Genomic DNA, 19786 nt, shown 5'->3' with positions numbered 1-19786 from the left:
ACGGACCGAACAGTCATGCGGATCTTTACCGCTTTACGATCAGATGCGGTGAATCGGAGCTGAACATGCTGAACCGCCTGACTATTTCGTCGCTGCTGAAGACCGTGATCATGATGGCCGCGCTCGCCGTGATCGTGGTGTTCTCACTGAATGCATGGGCGTCCTGGAACAGGCTGCAAGCGGCTCAGCGGATTGCGCGCGTCGTTGATCTCTCCGCCGTGATGTTCAAGGCGATGAACAGCATGCGCAGCGACCGCTCGACCACGATCCGCGTCTTGAACGCGGATCAGGCCATGGATGCCGATACCGAGAAGTTTCTCCGCGCGGGCCGGGAGATCTACGTGCCGGCCCTGAGCCATGGCCTGGAGCTGCTGCAGGTCATGAACTTCACCGGGGCGCCGAGCCTCGCTTCCGAGCTCGAGCGCCTCAACAAGACGCTGACCAACCAGCATTCCGAATTCTGGACCGAGATCGTCAAGCCGAAGCCGGCACGCCGCGCCGGCCTGGCCAAGGAGTATGGCGAGACGTTCGACGCTCTGCTGATCCTGCTCGACAAGGCCGCGACGAGTGCCGCGGCCAGCGTCAATCACCAGAGCGCGACCGTCGATCAGTTGCTGATCATCAAGCAGATGGCCTGGCTGATGCGCAACACCGCCGGCGAGGCGTCGTTGATCGTCAGCAACGGCCTGACGGCCGGCAAAGTGTCGCCGGAGTCCATGCTGGCCTACAACAAGCTCGTCGGCGGCATCGATGCAGGCTGGAAGGCCGTTCAGCTCGCGGCCTCAGGCATGGAGCTGTCGCCCGCGCTGTCCGCGGCGATGACGAATACCGAGAAGGCCTACTTCACCGCCGAATACACCGGATTGCGCGAACGCCTGCTGGGAGCACTGCAGAAGGGCGAGAAGCCTGAGATGACGCCCTATCAGTGGAGTCCGTTCTCGGTCGGCAAGATGAGCAGCGCGGTCACGCTCGCCGAGGCGGCGCTCGAGGCGGCGCGAGAATATTCCGGCGCGCAACATGGCGCCGCGATGGAGGCGCTGATCCTGCAGCTCACGATACTGCTGGTGTCCATCATCGCGGGCGGCGCAGCGATTGCCGCCGTCAACCGCCGCGTGATCCGGCCGCTGCGCCGGATGCGCGATGCGATGCTCGCAGTCGCCGGCGGAGATCTCAGCGTCGATACCGGGTACACCGAGCGGCAGGACGAGATCGGCGCACTGGCGAATGCATTGGAGACGTTCAAGCAGCAGGCTCAGGACAAGCTCGCGATCGAGGCCCAGGAGCGTGAGCGCAATGCCGCCACTGCCGCGCGCCAGCGCACGATCGAGAGCTATGTCGCCGAGTTCGAGGGGCTCGTGCGCGGGTCCTTGGAACAGCTCGGGCGGGCCTCGACCGACATGCAGGCGACGTCGGCGGGGCTGACCAACGTCTCGCGGCAGACGAATGCCCGCGCCGAGGTGGCCGAGAAGGCTTCGAACGATGCGTCGATGAGCGTGCAGACCGTCGCCTCGGCGGCCGAGGAACTGAACGCCTCGATCGCCGACATCAGCAAGCAAGCCTCGCATGCCGCGGGAATCGCCAGCCGCGCCGTCGAACAGGCGCGCATGACCGACGGCACGGTGCAGGGACTGTCGCAATCCGCGACCAGGATCGGCGAGGTCGTCGGGCTCATCAACAACATCGCCTCGCAGACCAACCTGCTGGCGCTGAATGCAACCATCGAAGCTGCCCGGGCCGGCGAGGCTGGCAAGGGGTTTGCCGTCGTCGCCTCCGAAGTGAAGACGCTCGCCAGCCAGACCGCCAAGGCGACCGACGAAATTTCCGAGCAGATCGCCGACATCCAGCGCGTCGCGAACGACGCGATCGATGCCATCCAGCGCATCGGCGGCATCATCGGCGAGGTCAACGAGGTCGCCACCGCGATCGCCGCCGCCGTGCAGCAGCAAGGCTCGGCGACGCAGGAGATTTCGCGCAGCACGCAGTTCGCGGCCGACGGCACCAGGAACGTCTCCGACAATATCGCCGGCGTGAAGTCGGACGCCGACGCTGCGGCCGCCGCAGCCGAGAACGTGCGCCACGCCTCGGAGACGCTGGAGCACCAGAGCAGCAGCCTGGGCCATCAGGTCACGGATTTTCTCCGCAAGATTCGCGCGGCTTGAGGAGACCATCGGGATGACGATCCTGCAGACGAACACGCGAAACGCCCTAGAGACTCGAGGATTCCATGCTTAGTCGCTTCACCGTCGCCGCGGTTCTCAAAACGGTGATCATATTTTCTGCCCTGATCGTCATCGGCACCTTCGCCTGGAATTCCTGGGAATCATGGCGGCGGCTGCAGGTCACCGGCAACATCGTCAAGGTCACGGAGGCTTCCGCGTTCCTATTCACCGCGATGACCAATCTGCGCAGCGACCGGTCGACCACGCCGCGCGCGATCAATGCCGACCAGGCGATGGAGCCGGCGGCCGAGAAATATGTGCGCTCGCTGCGCGACACCGAAATGCCCGCGCTGGGGCGCGCCCGCGAACTGCTGCCGGCGATCGAATTCGCACAGAGCCAGTCGCTCATTCCGGAGCTCGAACGGCTCGAAAAGGCCCTCCTGGCCTATCAGACCGAATTCTGGAGCGAGGTCGCCAAGCCGAAATCCTCCCGCCGGCTGGCGCTGGCCGACAACTACGTGCAAACGGTCACCACGCTGCTGACCACGCTCGACAAGATCAGCACGGCGCTGGTCACGAGCGTCAATCATCAGGACGCTGCCATCGATCAGCTGCTCTCGATCAAGCAGTTTGCCTGGCTGTTGCGCAGCGTCGCGGGCGAGGCATCGTCGATCGTCGGCAATGCGATCAACAGCGGCAGCATCTCGCCGGAGAACCAGCTCGCTTACCGGAAGCTGATGGGGGGCGCCGAGGCGAGCTGGACCGCGTTGCAGCTCTCGACGACCGGCATGGAGCTGCCGCCGGCCCTCTCGACGGCCCTTCAGGCCGCGCAGACCGCCTATTTCGAGCCGCAATATGTCGGGCTCGCTGACCGGCTCGTTGCAGCCGTCGCCAAGGGTGAGAAGCCGGAGATCACCACCACGCAATGGAGCCCCTTGGCGGTCGGCCGCATGGCCACCGCGATCACGGTCGCGGAAGCCGCCCTCGATGCGGCCAGACAGCAGGCCAGCACTCAGAATGCCGCAGCTCTGCGCTCGCTGCTGCTGCAATCTTCGCTGCTGATCCTGGCCATGATCGCCGCGGCTGCCGCCGTCATGGCCATCAGCCGGCACGTGATCATTCCTCTCCACACCATGCGCGACGCGATGCTGAAGGTGGCTTCCGGCGATCTCGCCGTCAACACCGGCTATACGCAGCGGCAGGACGAGATCGGCGCCTTGGCCCACGCGCTCGAAACCTTCAAGCAGCAGGCTCAGGACAAGCTTGCGATCGAGGCCCAGGAGCGCGAGCGCAATGCCGCCACGGCCACGCGCCAGCGGACGATCGAAGCCCATGTCGCCGCTTTCGAAGGGCAGGTGCGCCAATCACTGGAGCAGCTCGGCCGCGCCTCGACCGACATGCAGGCGACGTCGGCCGGCCTGACCAACGTCTCCCGGCAGACCAACGACCGCGCCGAAGTCGCCGAAAAGGCCTCGAGCGATGCCTCGATGAGCGTGCAGACGGTGGCGTCGGCCGCCGAGGAGCTGAACGCCTCGATCGCCGATATCAGCAAGCAGGCCTCGCATGCCGCCGGCATTGCCAGCCGCGCCGTCGACCAGGCCCGCATGACCGACGGCACCGTTCAGGGCCTGTCGCAGTCGGCCAACCGGATCGGCGAGGTCGTCGGCCTGATCAACAGCATCGCCTCGCAGACCAATCTTCTGGCGCTGAACGCGACCATCGAGGCTGCGCGCGCCGGCGAGGCCGGCAAGGGCTTCGCCGTCGTCGCCTCGGAGGTCAAGACCCTGGCAAGCCAGACGGCGAAGGCGACCGACGAGATTTCCGAGCAGATCGCCGACATCCAGCGCGTCGCCAATGACGCGATCGATGCGATCCAGCGCATCGGCGGCATCATCGGAGAGGTCAACGAGGTCGCCACCGCCATCGCCGCCGCCGTGCAGGAGCAAGGCGCGGCGACGCAGGAGATTTCGCGCAGCACGCAGTTCGCCGCAGACGGCACCAGGAACGTCTCCGACAACATCGCCGGCGTGAAGTCGGACGCCGACGCCGCAGCGGCGGCGGCGGACAATGTGCGGCGCGCCTCGGAGACGCTCGAGCACCAAAGCAGGAGCCTCGGCCATCAGGTCACGGACTTCCTCGGCAAGATCCGCGCGGCCTGACGGCTACGCGGGCTCAGTCCGACGCCATCACCGGCGCGCGTTCGTACTTCGCGCGCAGCGCGGCCGGCGCTGGCGAGAAGTTCAGCTCGGCGCGCTTGCCGGAGCCGGTGCGGTTGGCGACCTTGAGGCCATCGTCGCTGGCGACGACGTCGCCCTTGCGCAGGGTCGGGTCGTTGTCGATCGACACCTTGGCGAGGCCGAAATGGTCCTTGCCGTTGCAGGTGCAGCCGTCGACGATCTCGATGCGGTACTTGAAGGCGTTGGGCAGGGCCGAATACGACTTGCCGCCGTCGGTCTCGGCATTGTCGATCGCGCTGCCATAGACCACCTCGGTCTTGGACGCCGGGCAGAAGCTGTTGCACGCCGCTTCCTTGCTCTGGTCGCCGGTGGCGCCGAGCGGGAAGTAGCGGCCGTCGCAGGTGCGGACGCACCAGGCGACGCTGCTGCTGCCGCCGCTGCGATAGGTGACATCGCCGCGCGGCGCCGGACGCTGTACGGGCGCCTCGTCGGCGAACGGCATCCGAATGTAGGGCTGCGGCCGCGGCGGCGCGTTGAAGCCGCCGAACAGCTGCGAGAAGAAGTCCTGCGCGCCCGCGCTGGTGGGGCCGGCCAGCGCGCCTGCGCCGGCCAGGGTTGCGACCGCGATGGCGGCGAAGATCCGTCGATTGGTCATGGTCGCGGTCCTCGCTTAGTTGATGCTGGCAACAGGCAAAGACATCGCCTGCCGTCCCGACGACAACGACGTCACGCGGGGCGCGCCGGTGCGGGCCTGCAGCGAGCCGTTCTTCGGCAGCACAACGACCTTGGTGCCGACCTGGACGCGGCTGAACAGATCCGAGACGTCCTCATTGGTGAGGCGGATGCAGCCCGACGAGACGAACTTCCCGATCGTGGTCGGATCATTGGTGCCGTGGATGCGATACTCGCTGGAGCCGAGATACATCGCGCGCGCCCCCAGCGGGTTGCCGGGGCCGCCCGCCATGAACCGCGGCAAATAGGGCTGGCGGGCGATCATCTGCGCCGGCGGATGCCAATCCGGCCACTCCGCCTTGCGCGTCACCGTCTGCACGCCCGACCAGGTGAAGCCCTCGCGGCCGACCCCGACGCCATAGCGCAGCGCACGGCCGCCGCCCAGCACGTAGTAGAGATAGGTGTTGCCGGTATCGATGATGATGGTGCCCGGCGCCTCGCGGGTATCGAGATTGACGACCGTGCGACGCAGGCGGTCCGGCAGCTGGCTATCCTCATCCTGCGTCACTGCCGCCGCGTCAGTATCATCCGGCGGAAACGCCTGCTGCTCGACCGGCGCGTAGCCAAGACTCTGGGCATGCGAAGCCGAACCGGGCAGGAGCACGAGCGCAGCCGCGCCGAGCACGAGCGTCGCAGTCCTGCGCAGGCTGAACCGGCTGCCGGAAGAGATCTGTGTCATGGAATGCCCCTGTCAGACGAGCATCGCCGTGCGATGCGTGATTGCCTCCTCAAACGTCACATAGGTCGCCGTAGTTCCCGCGGCGATGTGGTCGACCTGCGTCAGTCAAGCGCAATGATGCTCACGTTCTCGCGAGGGAACCGGCCTGGGGACCAGCGGTTATCCATCCCAATTCAGAACATGACATTGCGAGCTTTGCGCTCCATTCGCCGGGGAAACCATGGTGCGTGTCCTTCCCACCGAGCGACTCCTGGCGAGCGGGCACGAGGCCGCAGCCGTCACGGAAAGCAGCCAGGAAGTACCTCCGGTCATCAAGCGTGCCGAGGTCGTCGCGATCGCACTGGTCATTCTGGCGGCGATCTGCGTAACGGGCGTACTCTACGTCGCCAAAGCGTTCTTTCTGCCCATCGTGATGGCCTTCGTCGTCGGCACGATGCTGTCGCCCGCAGCCAACTTTCTCGAGCGCCACCATATTCCCCGGAGTGTCGGCGCCGTGCTGATCGTCATCGCCGTGGCTGCGGGGCTTGCCTTCATCATCGGCCTGATCTCGGCGCCGGTGCTGGACTGGACGAACCGGCTTCCCGAACTTGCGACGCAGATGAAGGCGAAGCTGCACGTGTTCGATCGGCCGCTCGCGCTGTGGCACGAGATGCAGGCGGCAATCGGAGGCGGAAGCACGGCGGCGCCGGCCAGCCTGGAGCTTCCAAAGTTCGACTGGGTGCAGCCGACGATCGAATTTCTCTCCCCGACCTTCACCGAATTCCTGCTGTTCTTCGCAACGCTGGTGCTGTTCATCGCAAGCTGGCGCGATCTGCGGCGGACGCTGATCATGACCTTCGGCGATCACGAGGCGCGGCTGCGGACTTTGCGTATCCTCAATGAGCTCGAGCTGCACCTCGGCAACTACCTGCTGACCGTCACCTTCATCAACACCGGCGTCGGCATCGCCACCGGCCTCGCCTGCGCGCTGACAGGAATGCCGAACCCGGCCGGCCTCGGAGCACTGGCCGCAACGCTGAACTTCATCCCGATCATCGGACCGATCGCGATGTTCGTGGTGCTCGTCGTGGTCGGCGCCATCGCGTTCCCGACTCTGGGCGCCGGCATGGTCGGCCCTCTGATCTTCGCCGTCATCACCTTCATGGAAGGGCACTTCGTCACCCCGACCATCATCGGCCGGCGGCTCGCGCTCAATGCTCTCGCCGTGTTCATCGCGCTGGCGTTCTGGACGTGGCTGTGGGGCCCGATGGGCGCCTTCCTGGCGTCGCCGCTGCTGATTGTCGGGATCATCATGAAAGAGCACCTGCTGCCTGACAATTCGCCGCAACTGCCGTCTGACTAATTGGTTTCAAGGCAGGAACTTCGGCCGGCACGCGGCGTTTCTGCAGCTGACACATATGAGCCTGGCCCCGGGAGCTTTCCATGCCACCGCCCGATGGTGAAATCAGCCTGAAAGATCTCACCGACAAAGCGAACTATGACCGCTTGCAGAAGGATGTTCACGCCGTGAAGAACGATATAGCAGCCCTCACCGAACAGATCACCGATGCCTTGAACGCCTTTGCCGGACAGGCCGGCAAGCAAGCCCGGAGCGGCTATCGTCAGGCCCGCGAGAACGTGGATCAGACCTTCGACGACATGTCCGAGCGTGGCAGTGCCATGTTCGGCGCCGCGCAGGACGCGGCAAACTCGCTCGAAGAGCGGCTGGAGGACGTGATCGCGCAGCGGCCGCTCGCAACTGTCGGCCTCGCGCTGGGCCTCGGATTCCTGATTGGCGCGGCTTGGCGTCGCTAGCTCAGTGAAGTGCGGCGAAGCAACGACCCGTCTTTCGGCGCCGGCATCGGCGCCGATTCAGTTTAGGGCCACAGGAATGAGCGAACACGGAGATTGATGACATGCTTCAGCGCCTGATCGCGGACGTCCAGGAATCGACCGGACATGCCGTTCGGCTGACGTCGCTGGCCATGGCCACAGCGGCGGGATTGTTCGTCACCACGAGCTTTCTATGTGCAGCCGCCTTCGTCGCCGTCTTCCAGCGTTACGGGCTGGTCGCCGCGTGCCTCACGGGAGCAGCCATCTTCTTCGTGGTCACCTTGATCGCAGCGATCAGCTACATGGTGCGCAAACGTGCCATCAACAGGCGCGCCTCGCGGACGGCCGACACGGCGCGCTCAGCCGCCCAGTCCGTCCTAGCCGACCCGATGCTGCTCGCCAGCGGGCTGCAGATCGTCCGAATGATCGGCGTCAAGCGGCTGGTCCCAATTCTGGCCGTAGGCGGCCTCGCGCTTGGAATCTTCGTCAGCCGGCAAGCCGGAGAGAGCCAATCACCGGCCGAGTGACATTCCACGGATTGTCCAAAACGATCCGGACTCACAGGCCGCTCGGCGCCAGTCTCGCGCTGGCGGAGAGCGTGATCAAGTCAAGCAGCGGCCGGGCTGAAGTCGCTTGGCAATTTCGGTCAGGACGGACACCGACGGCTCACACGCGACTGGATGCTTCGTCGCCTGCTGCCGGCCGTCCGTCGTGATCAGCTGCGATCCCTGGGGCACCGAAGGAGCGACGCTCGCAGCAGGCGGGGCGACGGGAAGGCGCATCAGGAACGTTGTGTCGGCGAACGCGGTGAGCTTGATCGATACGGTCTGCGTCGGCGCAGCTTCCGCAGCCGTTGCAGCCCGGTCGGACTTTGCGCTCCGATTGACGTGACTTGACGTCGCGACGACGCTCCTGTCGCTGGCGGAGACCCTGGCCGCGGCGTCGGTCGCCAGAGAGGCGAGATCGTGCCCCGACGCAAGTTGCATGGCGCCAACGAGCATAACCGAGGCGGCCAGCGAACTCAGAACGACAACTTTCGCGGTCTGCGACATATCTCTGCTCCCCTCGCCGTCAGGCGATCGGCATACCAACGTGGGTCGCACGAGCTGGGTTCGCGGACGGGCAAATCACTTAACCGTGTGTCAACACTTCCGTGATCCTCGACAGCTGATCGAAAAAATCTGTATCGCGGTGGGAACGACTTTCGGGGTGGCGCGTCATCTCGGCAGCCGGTTATTCCCCCTGCCCCATTGACCGGCGACGCGGGGCACCGCCGTGGTGATGCCGGCGGTGCCCCGCATCTTTTTGATCTCCCCCGTTTGCCCCGCTCTTTGCTGCCAACGGCCCTTGGCGGTATGGATTGACCGAGGATTTCGCGGCGGTAGCCGGCACGGGGGCTGGGATGCGATCAGGTTGGCTGCCTTGCGCGTCGGCTCGCGTGGCATTGGCGCTTGCGCTCCTGGGACCGGCAGAGGCGTTCGGCGGCACCAGGGACGAGTGGGTCAGAGATCTCGTCTTGCAGCTGAAAATGCATCGCCGCGTCCCTCCGGAGGCAAAGGACAAGGGCGGCAAGGCCAAGGTCGTATTCGAGATCGACCGAGACGGACGCTTGCGGTTTGCAGCCTTGCTCGAAAGCACGGGCGAGCCGGCGCTGGACCAGGAGGCGCTGGCCATGGTCGAACGCTCACAGCCGTTCGCCCCTCCACCGCGCGAATGGCCCGATGAGGAGCTGAGATTCACTTTGCCCGTCGTGTTTGTGCCGCTGCGGCCCTTCGGCGTCCTGTCTGACGAAATCGCCGCAAACGATAAAGCCCTCAAGGCGAAGCTCAACACCATCTGCCGGGGCTGCTGAGCAAGACCTACACAACGAAGACGGCGCGCCCATGCGGGGCGCGCCGTGGGTTGGGACCAAGCTCGCTTCGCGTCAGGCCGCCGGCTTCGGCATCCGATTGCGTGAGTTGCGCTGGAAGAACAGCGCCTGGCTCGCCACCGCCGACACCATCGCCGGCTGGAACGGCTTGGAGATCAGGAACGCCGGCTCCGGCCGCTCGCCGGTCAGGAAGCGCTCGGGATAGGCGGTGATGAACACCACGGGAACCTCGAATGTCCGCAGCAGTTCGTTGACGGCATCGAGACCGGAAGAGCCGTCAGCGAGCTGAATGTCGGCCAGGATGAGGCCGGGCTTCTTGTTCTTCGCAAGCGCGACAGCATCCGCATGCGTGCGCGCCACACCGATGACGTTGTGGCCGAGATTCTTGACGAGGCTCTCGAGATCCATCGCGATGAAGGTCTCGTCCTCGATGATCAGCACGTCGGTCGCAATCTCAGCCGCGAGCTCGCGACCGGCCGCATCGGCGAGACGGCGGGTCTCCGCTACGTCGATATCCAGGATGAACGATACCTCCTCCTCCGGGAACCCTTCGAGGGAGAGCAGGAGGAAGGCTTGCCGCGGCAAGGGAGTAATGTTGGAGAGGCGCCGCTCGGGCGGCATCGGCAAGGTCGCGACCTCGGCATCGTCGTTGAGCGCGACCGAATTCCAGATCTGGGTAAACAGCCTGAAAAGACCGGCGCGCGCGCCATACCGCTCGTCCAGCAGCGCCTGATCCTGGATCAGAGCCTCCAGCATGGCGCCGACATAGGCGTCCCCGGACCCCTGGCTACCGGTGAGAGCACGTGCATACCGGCGCAACAGCGGCAAATGTTCAGCAACTAGCTGTGATCGGCTCATCCCCACTCCATTTGGTATTCCGGGCGGTCGGCCCGAGTTCCATGATGCGCTGATTACGCCCGACATTAAGAAAAGTTCCCCAAACGCGTGGAACTTTTCGCGGCCCGTTGCATTAGTTCCCGACAGACCCTCTCGGTGGCGAGAATAATTCTTGAAGCTTCAGGGACTTAACTCTCGGGGAAACGTGGAAAAGGTCATGAAAGATGTAAAGTCTCAAGCCAGCAAGAATGCGGCACCGCGCAAGCCCGGCGGACTCAACGCAGAGATCCAGTCGAGGATCGGTCATCAACTCCGCGCGATGTACGACGATGTCGTCCGCCAGGGGGTGCCTGATCGGTTTGCGGATTTGGTTCGCAAGCTTGATGGACCGGCAGCAAAGTCCCACGTGGAGAACGGCGGGGGATCCACCGACCAGAACGACGGGAGGGAGTGAATGCCTCTCACTGATTCCTTGAGGGACGATATCCTCGCGGCCGTCCCCAGCCTCCGCGCATTTGCGATTTCCTTGAGCGGTAATAGCGATCGCGCTGACGACCTGGTGCAGGAAACCCTGCTTCGGGCGCTGGCCAACATCGACTCGTTTCAACCCGGTTCCAATCTGCCGGCTTGGCTGTTCACCATTTTGCGCAACCTGTTCCGCTCCGACTACCGCAAACGCCGGCGCGAGGTTGAAGATGCCGAGGGCAACTACGCCAAGACGCTCAAGACGCATCCCTCGCAAGGCGCGCATCTCGAGTTTGAGGAGTTCCGGGCCGCCTTGGAGAAGCTTCCGCAGGACCAGCGCGAAGCCTTGATCCTGGTCGGTGCATCCGGCTTCTCCTACGAGGATGCCGCCGCGATCTGCGGCTGCGCCGTCGGGACAATCAAGAGCCGCGTCAACCGGGCGCGCTCGAAACTCGCGGCTCTGCTCTACGTCGAGGGAGCCGAGGATTTCGGTCCGGACGAAACCGTGCGGGCCGTGATCGGTGGCAGCGGCGGCTGACGCCGCTCGCAGCCCGACAGAACGGTTAAAGAGGCGGCCCCGTTTCCGGGAGCCGCCTCTTTGCATTGATGGCGAGACTTGTCAGTCCGACTATTTGGGCGGACGTACTGGCGCCGAGAATTGTTCGGTACGGTCGCGCTCCGTCATGTCGATGACGGTCTCCATCGGAGCGGTCAGCTCATACACGTAGCTCGCTTCGGTGAAGAAGCGCTTCGATGTTCCGCCAAGGGCTTCAGGCGCCACGCGATCGAGCAGGATCAATCCGAAATCGCTGTCCGGACGTCGCGTCGCTTCACTGGTGTTCAGCTCTTCCCAGCGGAAGTTGAACACGGCGTTCGGCTCCTCGCCCGTCACCTCCCATTTCGCCGTGATGTGCGGGTGCTTGCCGACCAGCGACAAGCCTTCGTCGGAGTGCGAAGCGAGCTCGAAGAACAGCAGAGAGAGGCTCTGGGCGGCGCGGGCGCTCACGGTGATATCCGGCCCGCTGACCGCGATGCGCTCGGCATGTGGGATCGCGCGCGCTTCGAACAGGCCGCGCAGCTGAACGCCCTGCCACTGGCTTTCGCTGAGCAATGTCACCACGTTCGACATCGCGTGGATCCGCCCGATCAGCAGCTCGCGCGCGACATCGATGTCGCTGCCATGGCGCAGTGTGCGCGTCACGATGGATTGGATCACCGCCAGGATGTTCTTGACCCGATGATTCAGCTCGTCGATGACCGCCGTCAACCGGCGCTCGAAGCCGATCCGCACCTGGATTTCTCGGCTCAGCCGCAGATTGTTGTACGCGACGTAGCCGAACAGGCCGCAGATGATGCCGGTCAATGCAAGCCCGATCACACCGACGATCGCCGCGGTCTGTTGCGCGCGCCGGACTGCGTTGCTCTTGGCGTAGTAGACCAGCGACCAATCGTGATTGCCGAACGCCACGGTGCGGGTGGAGGACGGCGCTGGATCGTCCATTCCGCGCGTTCGCATCGTGACGGCGCCCTGATCGTTAGCGACCAGTTCGTCGGACGCGTTGCGAGGGTCCTTCAACGCGACCGAGAACAATGAGAGATCATCGTTGGTGAGCAGCAGCGGCCCGATCTCGTAGGAAAATGTCACAAAGCCGGCCGGGTTGGTTGCTCCCTGCGGCACGACCGGGGCGGCCAGCACGATGCCCATGGGACCATCGCTCCGCAACAACGGGGTGGGATCCGAGGCGATCGGCTTGCCCTCCGCCATCGCCCGCGCCAGCATCGGCCCGACGATGGGCTGGCGGTCGAGCGCCCGGCCGGGAAGTCTGCTCGTTTCCGCGTTGCGCGGCTCCAGGTCCATCAGCACGTCGACCGGCTGGTCGACATTCGGCGCCAACGGCGTGTCGTCGTAGCTGCGAATGGTCGGGTTCGGGAAGCCCGCCTGCCGCAGCTCGGCCTGAGCGACCGGAAATTCGTTGGGGCGGAGGCGCGCGATCCAGGATGCAACCACGAAATCGGTCTTGAAGGCGTAGATCGACGAGCGCAGCGGCTCCAGCATGTTGGCCTTGATCACGGACGGCGCCCGAAACAGCCCGGAGGCCACCCGCGCCAGCAGCTCGCGCTCCGTCAGGCGGTCCTGGACCAGGCTGGCGTGAACGTCGATGGCGCGCGCGAGCGCGATCCGGTCAATGGCCAATTCCTGATCATGAACGCGACACGCGGCCAAGCCGGACAGCGCCGTCCCGACCAACGCAATCACGGCAATGATGATACCCAGCCGGAGCACTCGTCTACTCTGAGGTCGAGGGTTGGCGAAGGAGACCAGTCATCCAATAACCTGACCTGCAACTCAAGACGCACCTCGGGCGAGCGGACGTGATCGGAGCGATCGCGAAAGCAATCCCAGGGTACCGGCCGTCCACCAGCCGCCTGGGCGCCTTCGGGTAAGGCGCACCCCGGGGTGGAAGCAACAGCCGGCCTCGAAAGTTGTTCCGGTCGGGTACGGCTTTTTTGCGTCTGCCGGCCCTCCCCCATGAGCAGCAACGCCGCAGCAAGTCGGCAGGATCACCCCGTCAGGCGGACGGCTGGAGCCCGCCCTTGGCCTCGATGAATCCGATGATCCGGTCGAGCCCCTGGCTCTTCTTCAGGTTGGTCATGACGAACGGACGCTCCCCCCGCATGCGCTTGGCATCCGTCTCCATCTTCTCTAGCGAGGCACCGACATGGGGTGCGAGGTCGATCTTGTTGATGACCAGCAGGTCGGAGCGGGTGATGCCCGGGCCGCCCTTGGAGGGGATCTTGTCGCCGGCCGCGACGTCGATGACGTAGATCGTGATGTCGGCGAGCTCCGGCGAGAAGGTCGCCGCCAGATTATCGCCGCCGGATTCGATCAGCACCAGATCAAGGCCCGGGAACTTGGCCCGCATATCGGCCACCGCGGCCAGGTTCATCGAGGCGTCCTCGCGGATCGCCGTGTGCGGACAGCCGCCGGTCTCGACGCCTGCGATGCGATCCGGCGTCAGCGAGCCCGAGCGAACCAGAAACTCGGCATCCCACTTGGTGTAGATGTCGTTGGTGATCGCTGCGATGTCGTAACGCTCCCGCATCGATTTGCAGAGCAGGTCCATCAATGCGGTCTTGCCGGATCCGACGGGACCGCCGACTCCGACGCGGAGCGGACCGTGAGACGATGCCATGTCAATTGTCCTTCTGCCGTCCCCGCGCGAGCGAGGATCGATAACACCAAAAAATCGTGGATGTCGCCCGCTGCGACCCGATCGTTCGCGCGGCCGGCGCGATGGCGCCCATCGGCTGCACCGGTGTCGACAAATACGAACGGCTCACGAGCGGAACAACCTCGTATATTGCGTCTCGTGGCGCAGGCTGGCGAGGTCGGCGCGGAAGGTGGCGCTGCCGAGATCATCGAGCGACGCCACCAGCGCACGGTCCGCGGTCGCCGCGACCACCGGCTCGAGCGCAGCCAGCACGCGCTGGCTGTCGGTCTGCCCCAACGGAACGAGCCGGCTGCCGGCAGAAATCCAGTTCGAGGTCACAGCGTGCAGAAACCCGTGCAGCAAGGGCGTCAGTGGCACATCGTGCAAGGCGCCAACAAGCCCGACGGCAACGGGATAAACCACCGTCTTACAACGTGCGACCGCATCGTCGAGATCCGGGCTGCTCCAGGCCGAGCGGGCGATCTCGATGAAGGCCCGTCCCTGCGACGCCGTCTCGAGTTGACGCTCGCGTGACGGCACGAAGGCGGCGGCGAGATCGGCAATCTCGCCGAGCGCCTCCATGTTTCCCTGCTCCACCGCGCGATGCGTGTGTGCGAGAAACACGGCGTCACAGAAGCCGCCGCCATGGGTGAGCATGGTCGACAGCCAGTCGCGAAACGACGCGGCATCGGCGATGTCGCCGGCCTCGACAGCCCATTCGATGCCGCTGGAATAGGAGAAGCCGCCGATCGGAAACGCCGGCGACAGCCAGGTCAGCAGGCGATAAAGCGCGGCCGAATCCAGCTCGCGCATCTCCGTCAAGGCGCTCGCCCGCTCACTTGTGGTCATGAGCATGGGAATGCCCGTGATGATGATCGTGACCGCAATGCTCATCATGGACATGATGGTCATCATGGTGATGCGCATGGCCGTGATCATGGCCATGATGCCCATGATCATGCGCCCCGTGATCGTGATGATGACCGTGCCCGTGATGGTCGTGATCATCATGGGCATGAGCATGGCTGGGCTCGGCATAAGCGCCGCCCTCGGGATCGAACGGCGCCTCGATCTCGATGACGCGGGCACCGAGGCCCTTCACCATCGCCTCGATCACATGGTCGCGGCGGATGCGCAGGCTCTTGGCCATGAGCTGGGTCGGCAGATGCCGGTTGCCGAGATGCCAGGCGAGCCGCACCAGATGCTGCGGATCGCTGGCGCGGATCTCGAGCAGTGGCTCGGCCGCCGCAACGACCTCGATCAGCCGGCCATCCTCGAGCACCAGCGCATCGCCACCGCGCAGCGCGGTGGCGTGCTCGAGGTCGAGCAGGAATTCCAGCCCGCGCGTGCCCGTCATCGCCATGCGGCGGCGGTGGCGATCGTCGAAATCGAGCAGGACGGAATCGGCGGCCGCCTCTTTCCAACGATGTTGCCCGAGCACGCGCGTGGCGCGGATCATGCTGATATCCTCATTCTCTCTTGCGCCCGATCAATTCCGCTCAGCGGGCATCGACTTTCTCAGGCGTGATGATCTCGATCTTCGGCGGCGCCGCCATGCATTTCACGGCGACGCGCCCGAACGTCTTCATGTGCTCGGTCGCGCGATGCGGCACCAGCGCCTCGGCGTTTTCCCACTGCTCGACGAACACCATCCGGCTCGGATCGGTGACGCTTTCGTGCAGATCATAGGCGACATTGCCGGGTTCCTTGCGGGTCCCTTCGATGCAGGCAGTGGCAGCGGCAATGAACTCGGCACGCGTTTCGGGCTTGATGGTCAAAGTGGCGACGACGTAGATCACGAAGCAGTCCTCCCGGTACGTTTCTGTTTCTGGGTACCGGGAGCAAGTTTAGAACATGAAGTAGCGCTGCGCCATGGGCAGCACCTCGGCGGGTTCGCAGGTCAGCAATTCGCCATCCGCGCGCACCTCATAGGTCTCCGGATCGACCTCGATGTTCGGCGTCGCATCGTTGTGGATCATGCTCTTCTTCGAGATCTTGCCGCGGGTGTTCTGCACCGCATAGAGCTTCTTGGACAGGCCGAGCTTGCGCCCAAGACCGCCGGCAACCGCCGCCTTCGAGGTGAAGATCACCGACGAGGCCGTCAATGACTTGCCGAAAGCGCCGAACATCGGCTGGTAATGCACCGGCTGCGGCGTCGGGATCGAGGCGTTGGGATCGCCCATCGGCGCCGCCACGATGGTGCCGCCCTTGATCACGCAGTCCGGCTTGACGCCGAAGAACGCCGGCGACCACAGCACGAGGTCGGCGAGCTTGCCCTTCTCGACCGAGCCGATCAGCTTCGACACGCCATGCGCGATGGCCGGGTTGATCGTGTACTTGGCGATGTAGCGCTTGACGCGGAAATTATCGTTGTCTTTGCCCTTGTCTTGCGGCAAGGCGCCGCGCTGCTTCTTCATCTTGTCGGCCGTCTGCCAGGTCCGGATGATGACCTCGCCGAGCCGGCCCATCGCCTGCGAGTCCGACGACATCATCGAGAGCGCGCCGAGATCGTGCAGGATGTCCTCGGCCGCGATCGTCTCCTTGCGGATGCGGCTTTCGGCGAAGGCGAGGTCCTCGGCGATCGACGGATCGAGATGGTGACACACCATCAGCATGTCCAGATGCTCGTCGATGGTGTTGCGCGTGAACGGCCGCGTCGGGTTGGTCGAGGACGGCAGCACGTTCTTCAGGCCTGCGACCTTGATGATATCTGGCGCGTGGCCGCCGCCGGCGCCTTCGGTGTGGAAGGCGTGGATGGTGCGGCCCTTGAAGGCCTTGATGGTGTCCTCGACGAAGCCAGACTCGTTCAGCGTGTCCGAGTGCAGCATGACCTGGATGTCGTGATCGTCTGCGACCGACAGACAATTGTCGATCGCGGCGGGCGTCGTGCCCCAGTCCTCGTGCAGCTTCAGCGCGCAGGCGCCGGCCTTGATCATCTCGACCAGCGCGGCCGGGCGCGACGCATTGCCCTTGCCGGAGATGCCGAGATTGACCGGGAAGGCGTCGAACGACTGCATCATCCGGCCGATGTGCCATGGGCCCGGCGTACAGGTGGTCGCGAAAGTGCCGTGCGACGGCCCGGTGCCGCCGCCGAGCAGCGAGGTCACGCCCGACATCAGCGCGTGCTCGATCTGCTGCGGGCAGATGAAGTGGATGTGGCTGTCGAAGCCGCCGGCGGTGAGGATCTTGCCCTCGCCCGCGATCACGTCGGTACCGGGACCGATGACGATGGTCACGCCCGGCTGGATGTCGGGATTGCCGGCCTTGCCGATCGCACTGATCATCCCGTCCTTGATCGCGACGTCGGCCTTCACCACGCCCCAGTGATCGACGATCAGCGCATTGGTGATGACGGTGTCGGCAGCGCCCTGTTTGCTCGTCGCCTGCGACTGGCCCATGCCGTCGCGGATCACCTTGCCGCCGCCGAACTTCACCTCCTCGCCATAGGTGGTGAAGTCCTTCTCGACCTCGATGATGAGATCGGTGTCGGCCAGCCGGACCTTGTCACCGGTGGTCGGGCCGAACATGTCGGCATAGACGGAACGCTTGATCTTGACGGACATCGTTGGCCCCCAATCAGTTCGGTTTGTCGTGTTGTCGAGACACCGGCGATGCGCTCACAGCGTCCCTCGTGCATTCGTGACAGTCTCGTCGAACAGCGCGTCCAGCCGCGCATTGACGCCGCGGCAACCGGCGACGACCTGTTCGGCCCAGCCGACATATTCCATCAGTTCGAGCTGCTGCTCCAAGTCGGGCTCGAAGACGATGCGGGCGCGGATGTTGCTGATCTTGTCGGCGATCTTGATCTGCTTGGCGCCCGCGGACTTGGCCGGCGCCGCGATGACCTGGACGGCGCGCCGCTCGCTCTTGGGCAAGGTCATGTCGTCGGTGACTTCCTCGACGAAGCCTGCGACGCGCGTGCCGAATCGCTGCGCCAGTTCGTCGCGCGTGGTGTCGGTGTCCTCGATCGTGTCGTGCAGCCAGCCGGCCGCGACCAGCTCGGCGTCCTCGCCGTCAGTCGTTGCAGCGAGAATGTTCGCGACCTCGGCAAGATGATTGACGTACGGCTCCTCGTCGCGCCCCTTGCGCTGCTGGCCGGCATGGCGGCGCGCCGCCAGCTCGGCCGCTTCGGAGACGAGGCGCAGTCCGGTCAGCATCGGTCTACAGCTTGCCCATCACGTCGCCGCGGAAGCCATAGACCATGCGCTTGCCGGCGAGCGCCACCAGCTGGACGTCGCGGGTCTGACCGGGTTCGAAGCGCACCGCGGTGCCGGCGGCGATGTCGAGCCGCATTCCCCGTGCCTTCTTGCGATCGAACTTCAGCGCCGGGTTGGTCTCGAAGAAATGGTAGTGCGAGCCGACCTGGATCGGCCGGTCGCCGGTGTTGGCGACCGAGAGCGTCACGGTCTTGCGGCCGGCATTGAGCTCGATCTCGCCGTCCTGGATGAAGAGTTCGCCGGGGATCATGTGTTACCTCGCAGGTTTCCACTGCCTCATGGCCGGGCTTGACCCGGCCATCCACGTCTTTCCATTGAGATCGAAGAGCGTAGATGCCCGGGCCTTCGCCGCGCCGAAGCGGCTACGGCCGCGCAGGCGGGTCAAGCCCGGGCATGACGACCGAAAGAGTTGGGCTCGCCTCACCGGATCGGCTCGTGCACCGTGACCAGCTTGGTGCCGTCCGGAAACGTCGCTTCGACCTGGATGTCGTGGATCATCTCGGGGATGCCGGGCATCACCTGGTCGCGGGTCAGCACCTGGGCGCCTGACTGCATCAGCTCGGCCACGGTGCGGCCGTCGCGCGCGCCTTCCAGGATGAAATCGGAAATGATCGCGATCGCCTCGGGATGGTTCAGCTTGACGCCGCGCTCGAGCCTGCGGCGGGCCACGATGGCGGCCATCGAGATCAGGAGCTTGTCCTTTTCGCGGGGAGACAGGTTCATGCGGCTTCTCTGGTGATCGTCTTCTGGATAATCGCGGGTTGGTAAACGTCTAATTGAGCCACAGCCGCGGGAGCGGCACGGCCGAAGCACAGCCCAGCACCGACATCATGTCGGCGCGCAGGCTCGCGGCATCTTGGGCACAGAAGCGCGCCATTGCAAATCCATTCCAGGCCGACAGCCCGGCCTCGCCCCGGAAGGCCGGCAGGCTCTCCCGGATGCGCTCGATCAGCGCGGCATCGCCCGGCACGATCAGCGCCGTCCCGATGGCCGCCGCGCCCTTGGCGATCGCGGGCTGCGCCAGCTTGTCGCCGATATCGCCGTCGAGGCGGACGGTCTCCGCGAACACCAGCTTGCCGCCGCGCTTGAGCCGCCAGCGGTCGACGAACTCGCCCTCACGCATGCGCTCGCCCATCGCGGTGCGGCCGAACACGACGATCTCACACAGGAGCAGCGAAGCGGTCTCGGCAAGCTCGATGTCGATGCGGCGGTGGATGCGGGCGCGGTCGAACAGGATGGTCTCCTGCGGCAGCCACGAGATGTGCGCGCCGGCTTCGGCCTTCAGCGCAATGTCCAGCTCGGCCGGCGTCCCCGGAGCGCGATAGACCTTCTCGGCGGCGGCGCTCGACAGCGTGACGCGGCTGCCCTCGCCGGCCGCAACCTCGATCGCGAAGCGGTCGCCGCCAGCGATGCCGCCGGCTGTATTGACGAACATCGCCGAGAGGCCATCATCCTCCGGCGAGGGAAAGCGGACGCGCAGCGAGCCGGACTCATGCAGATGGTGACGCCGCGTCACGCCGTCCTGCAGTCGCACGTCGAAGCGCACCGCGCCACGGGCGCGGTTGGCCTCGAAGATGTCGGCGGCGGCGCTGGCGGGATCGGCCCGCATCGATCCCCTCCCCTGGG

22 protein-coding genes are annotated in these 19786 nt (G+C 65.2%); 8 read left to right on the top strand and 14 right to left on the bottom strand.

Going from position 1 to position 19786, the window contains the following annotated elements; all coding sequences use genetic code 11:
• Positions 1–65: 65 nt before the first annotated feature.
• Together ACQR0Z_RS03990 and ACQR0Z_RS03985 are read left to right on the top strand one after the other, a co-directional pair.
• The gene (locus ACQR0Z_RS03990) at positions 66–2159 is read left to right on the top strand and encodes a methyl-accepting chemotaxis protein (protein ID WP_434917745.1); all 2094 of its coding nucleotides are present in this window, start codon (positions 66–68) and stop codon (positions 2157–2159) included.
• 65 nt (positions 2160–2224) lie between these two features.
• Positions 2225–4318 (top strand): methyl-accepting chemotaxis protein, encoded by a 2094-nt coding sequence (locus tag ACQR0Z_RS03985; RefSeq protein ID WP_434917744.1) that lies wholly within the window; start codon positions 2225–2227, stop codon positions 4316–4318.
• Between the two features lie 13 nt (positions 4319–4331).
• Here ACQR0Z_RS03985 and ACQR0Z_RS03980 read toward each other — a convergent pair whose 3' ends face one another.
• On the bottom strand, positions 4332–4991 hold the full coding sequence (locus ACQR0Z_RS03980; RefSeq protein ID WP_434917743.1) for a DUF2865 domain-containing protein: 660 nt from the start codon (positions 4989–4991) through the stop codon (positions 4332–4334).
• 15 nt (positions 4992–5006) lie between these two features.
• Positions 5007–5747 carry a L,D-transpeptidase gene (locus ACQR0Z_RS03975; protein WP_434856299.1) on the bottom strand — a complete coding sequence of 247 codons (741 nt, stop codon included), beginning with the start codon at positions 5745–5747 and terminating at the stop codon, positions 5007–5009.
• A 223-nt stretch (positions 5748–5970) separates the two neighbouring features.
• On the opposite strand from ACQR0Z_RS03975, the gene ACQR0Z_RS03970 reads away from it, so the two are divergent.
• The 3 genes from ACQR0Z_RS03970 (at position 5971) to ACQR0Z_RS03960 (ending at position 8086) form a co-directional block, all read left to right on the top strand.
• Positions 5971–7089, top strand: coding sequence for an AI-2E family transporter (locus ACQR0Z_RS03970; protein ID WP_434918020.1), 1119 nt, complete (start codon positions 5971–5973; stop codon positions 7087–7089).
• An 80-nt stretch (positions 7090–7169) separates the two neighbouring features.
• Complete coding sequence (locus ACQR0Z_RS03965) at positions 7170–7541, top strand: DUF883 family protein (RefSeq protein ID WP_434856301.1); 372 nt, start codon at positions 7170–7172, stop codon at positions 7539–7541.
• 101 nt (positions 7542–7642) lie between these two features.
• The gene (locus ACQR0Z_RS03960; protein ID WP_434917742.1) at positions 7643–8086 is read left to right on the top strand and encodes a hypothetical protein; all 444 of its coding nucleotides are present in this window, start codon (positions 7643–7645) and stop codon (positions 8084–8086) included.
• Positions 8087–8161: 75 nt separating this feature from the next.
• On the opposite strand, the gene ACQR0Z_RS03955 is transcribed toward ACQR0Z_RS03960, so the two are convergent.
• Entirely contained in the window at positions 8162–8611 is a 450-nt protein-coding gene (locus ACQR0Z_RS03955; protein ID WP_434917741.1) for a hypothetical protein, read from the bottom strand.
• Between the two features lie 308 nt (positions 8612–8919).
• Between ACQR0Z_RS03955 and ACQR0Z_RS03950 the strand changes: the two genes are divergently transcribed.
• A complete protein-coding gene (locus ACQR0Z_RS03950) occupies positions 8920–9411 on the top strand; it encodes an energy transducer TonB family protein (protein WP_434917740.1) in 492 nt (163 codons plus the stop codon).
• A 72-nt stretch (positions 9412–9483) separates the two neighbouring features.
• Here ACQR0Z_RS03950 and ACQR0Z_RS03945 read toward each other — a convergent pair whose 3' ends face one another.
• Positions 9484–10287, bottom strand: a complete 804-nt coding sequence (locus ACQR0Z_RS03945; RefSeq protein WP_434917739.1) for a response regulator — start codon at positions 10285–10287, stop codon at positions 9484–9486.
• Between the two features lie 196 nt (positions 10288–10483).
• Here ACQR0Z_RS03945 and ACQR0Z_RS03940 point away from each other — a divergent pair, with 196 nt between their 5' ends.
• Positions 10484–10720 carry a NepR family anti-sigma factor gene (locus tag ACQR0Z_RS03940; RefSeq protein ID WP_434856306.1) on the top strand — a complete coding sequence of 79 codons (237 nt, stop codon included), beginning with the start codon at positions 10484–10486 and terminating at the stop codon, positions 10718–10720.
• Positions 10721–11269, top strand: coding sequence for a sigma-70 family RNA polymerase sigma factor (locus ACQR0Z_RS03935; protein WP_006612137.1), 549 nt, complete (start codon positions 10721–10723; stop codon positions 11267–11269).
• 90 nt (positions 11270–11359) lie between these two features.
• Here ACQR0Z_RS03935 and ACQR0Z_RS03930 read toward each other — a convergent pair whose 3' ends face one another.
• From ACQR0Z_RS03930 to ACQR0Z_RS03885, 10 genes are all read right to left on the bottom strand, one after another.
• The gene (locus ACQR0Z_RS03930) at positions 11360–13015 is read right to left on the bottom strand and encodes a CHASE domain-containing protein (RefSeq protein ID WP_434917738.1); all 1656 of its coding nucleotides are present in this window, start codon (positions 13013–13015) and stop codon (positions 11360–11362) included.
• A 286-nt stretch (positions 13016–13301) separates the two neighbouring features.
• Positions 13302–13925 (bottom strand): urease accessory protein UreG, encoded by a 624-nt coding sequence (gene ureG, locus ACQR0Z_RS03925; RefSeq protein WP_434856308.1) that lies wholly within the window; start codon positions 13923–13925, stop codon positions 13302–13304.
• A 144-nt stretch (positions 13926–14069) separates the two neighbouring features.
• Positions 14070–14792 carry an urease accessory protein UreF gene (locus ACQR0Z_RS03920; RefSeq protein ID WP_434918019.1) on the bottom strand — a complete coding sequence of 241 codons (723 nt, stop codon included), beginning with the start codon at positions 14790–14792 and terminating at the stop codon, positions 14070–14072.
• The gene (gene ureE, locus ACQR0Z_RS03915) at positions 14779–15402 is read right to left on the bottom strand and encodes an urease accessory protein UreE (protein WP_434856309.1); all 624 of its coding nucleotides are present in this window, start codon (positions 15400–15402) and stop codon (positions 14779–14781) included. Before ureE ends, ACQR0Z_RS03920 begins: the two co-directional genes overlap by 14 nt.
• Positions 15403–15442: 40 nt before the next feature.
• On the bottom strand, positions 15443–15742 hold the full coding sequence (locus ACQR0Z_RS03910; protein WP_434917737.1) for a putative quinol monooxygenase: 300 nt from the start codon (positions 15740–15742) through the stop codon (positions 15443–15445).
• 48 nt (positions 15743–15790) lie between these two features.
• Positions 15791–17506, bottom strand: coding sequence for an urease subunit alpha (ureC, locus tag ACQR0Z_RS03905; RefSeq protein WP_434856310.1), 1716 nt, complete (start codon positions 17504–17506; stop codon positions 15791–15793).
• 54 nt (positions 17507–17560) lie between these two features.
• Positions 17561–18100 carry an HD domain-containing protein gene (locus tag ACQR0Z_RS03900; protein ID WP_434877906.1) on the bottom strand — a complete coding sequence of 180 codons (540 nt, stop codon included), beginning with the start codon at positions 18098–18100 and terminating at the stop codon, positions 17561–17563.
• A 4-nt stretch (positions 18101–18104) separates the two neighbouring features.
• A complete protein-coding gene (locus tag ACQR0Z_RS03895) occupies positions 18105–18410 on the bottom strand; it encodes an urease subunit beta (RefSeq protein ID WP_006612145.1) in 306 nt (101 codons plus the stop codon).
• Between the two features lie 170 nt (positions 18411–18580).
• Positions 18581–18883, bottom strand: coding sequence for an urease subunit gamma (locus ACQR0Z_RS03890; protein ID WP_425112223.1), 303 nt, complete (start codon positions 18881–18883; stop codon positions 18581–18583).
• A gap of 49 nt (positions 18884–18932) precedes the next feature.
• Positions 18933–19769 carry an urease accessory protein UreD gene (locus ACQR0Z_RS03885; protein WP_434917736.1) on the bottom strand — a complete coding sequence of 279 codons (837 nt, stop codon included), beginning with the start codon at positions 19767–19769 and terminating at the stop codon, positions 18933–18935.
• Positions 19770–19786 lie beyond the last annotated feature (17 nt).

Source organism: Bradyrhizobium sp. HKCCYLS3077 (genome assembly GCF_051167555.1).
Classification (GTDB): Bacteria; Pseudomonadota; Alphaproteobacteria; order Rhizobiales; family Xanthobacteraceae; genus Bradyrhizobium.
The sequence above is the reverse complement of the archived record's forward strand: the minus strand, read 5'-3'. Positions and strand labels throughout refer to the sequence as shown.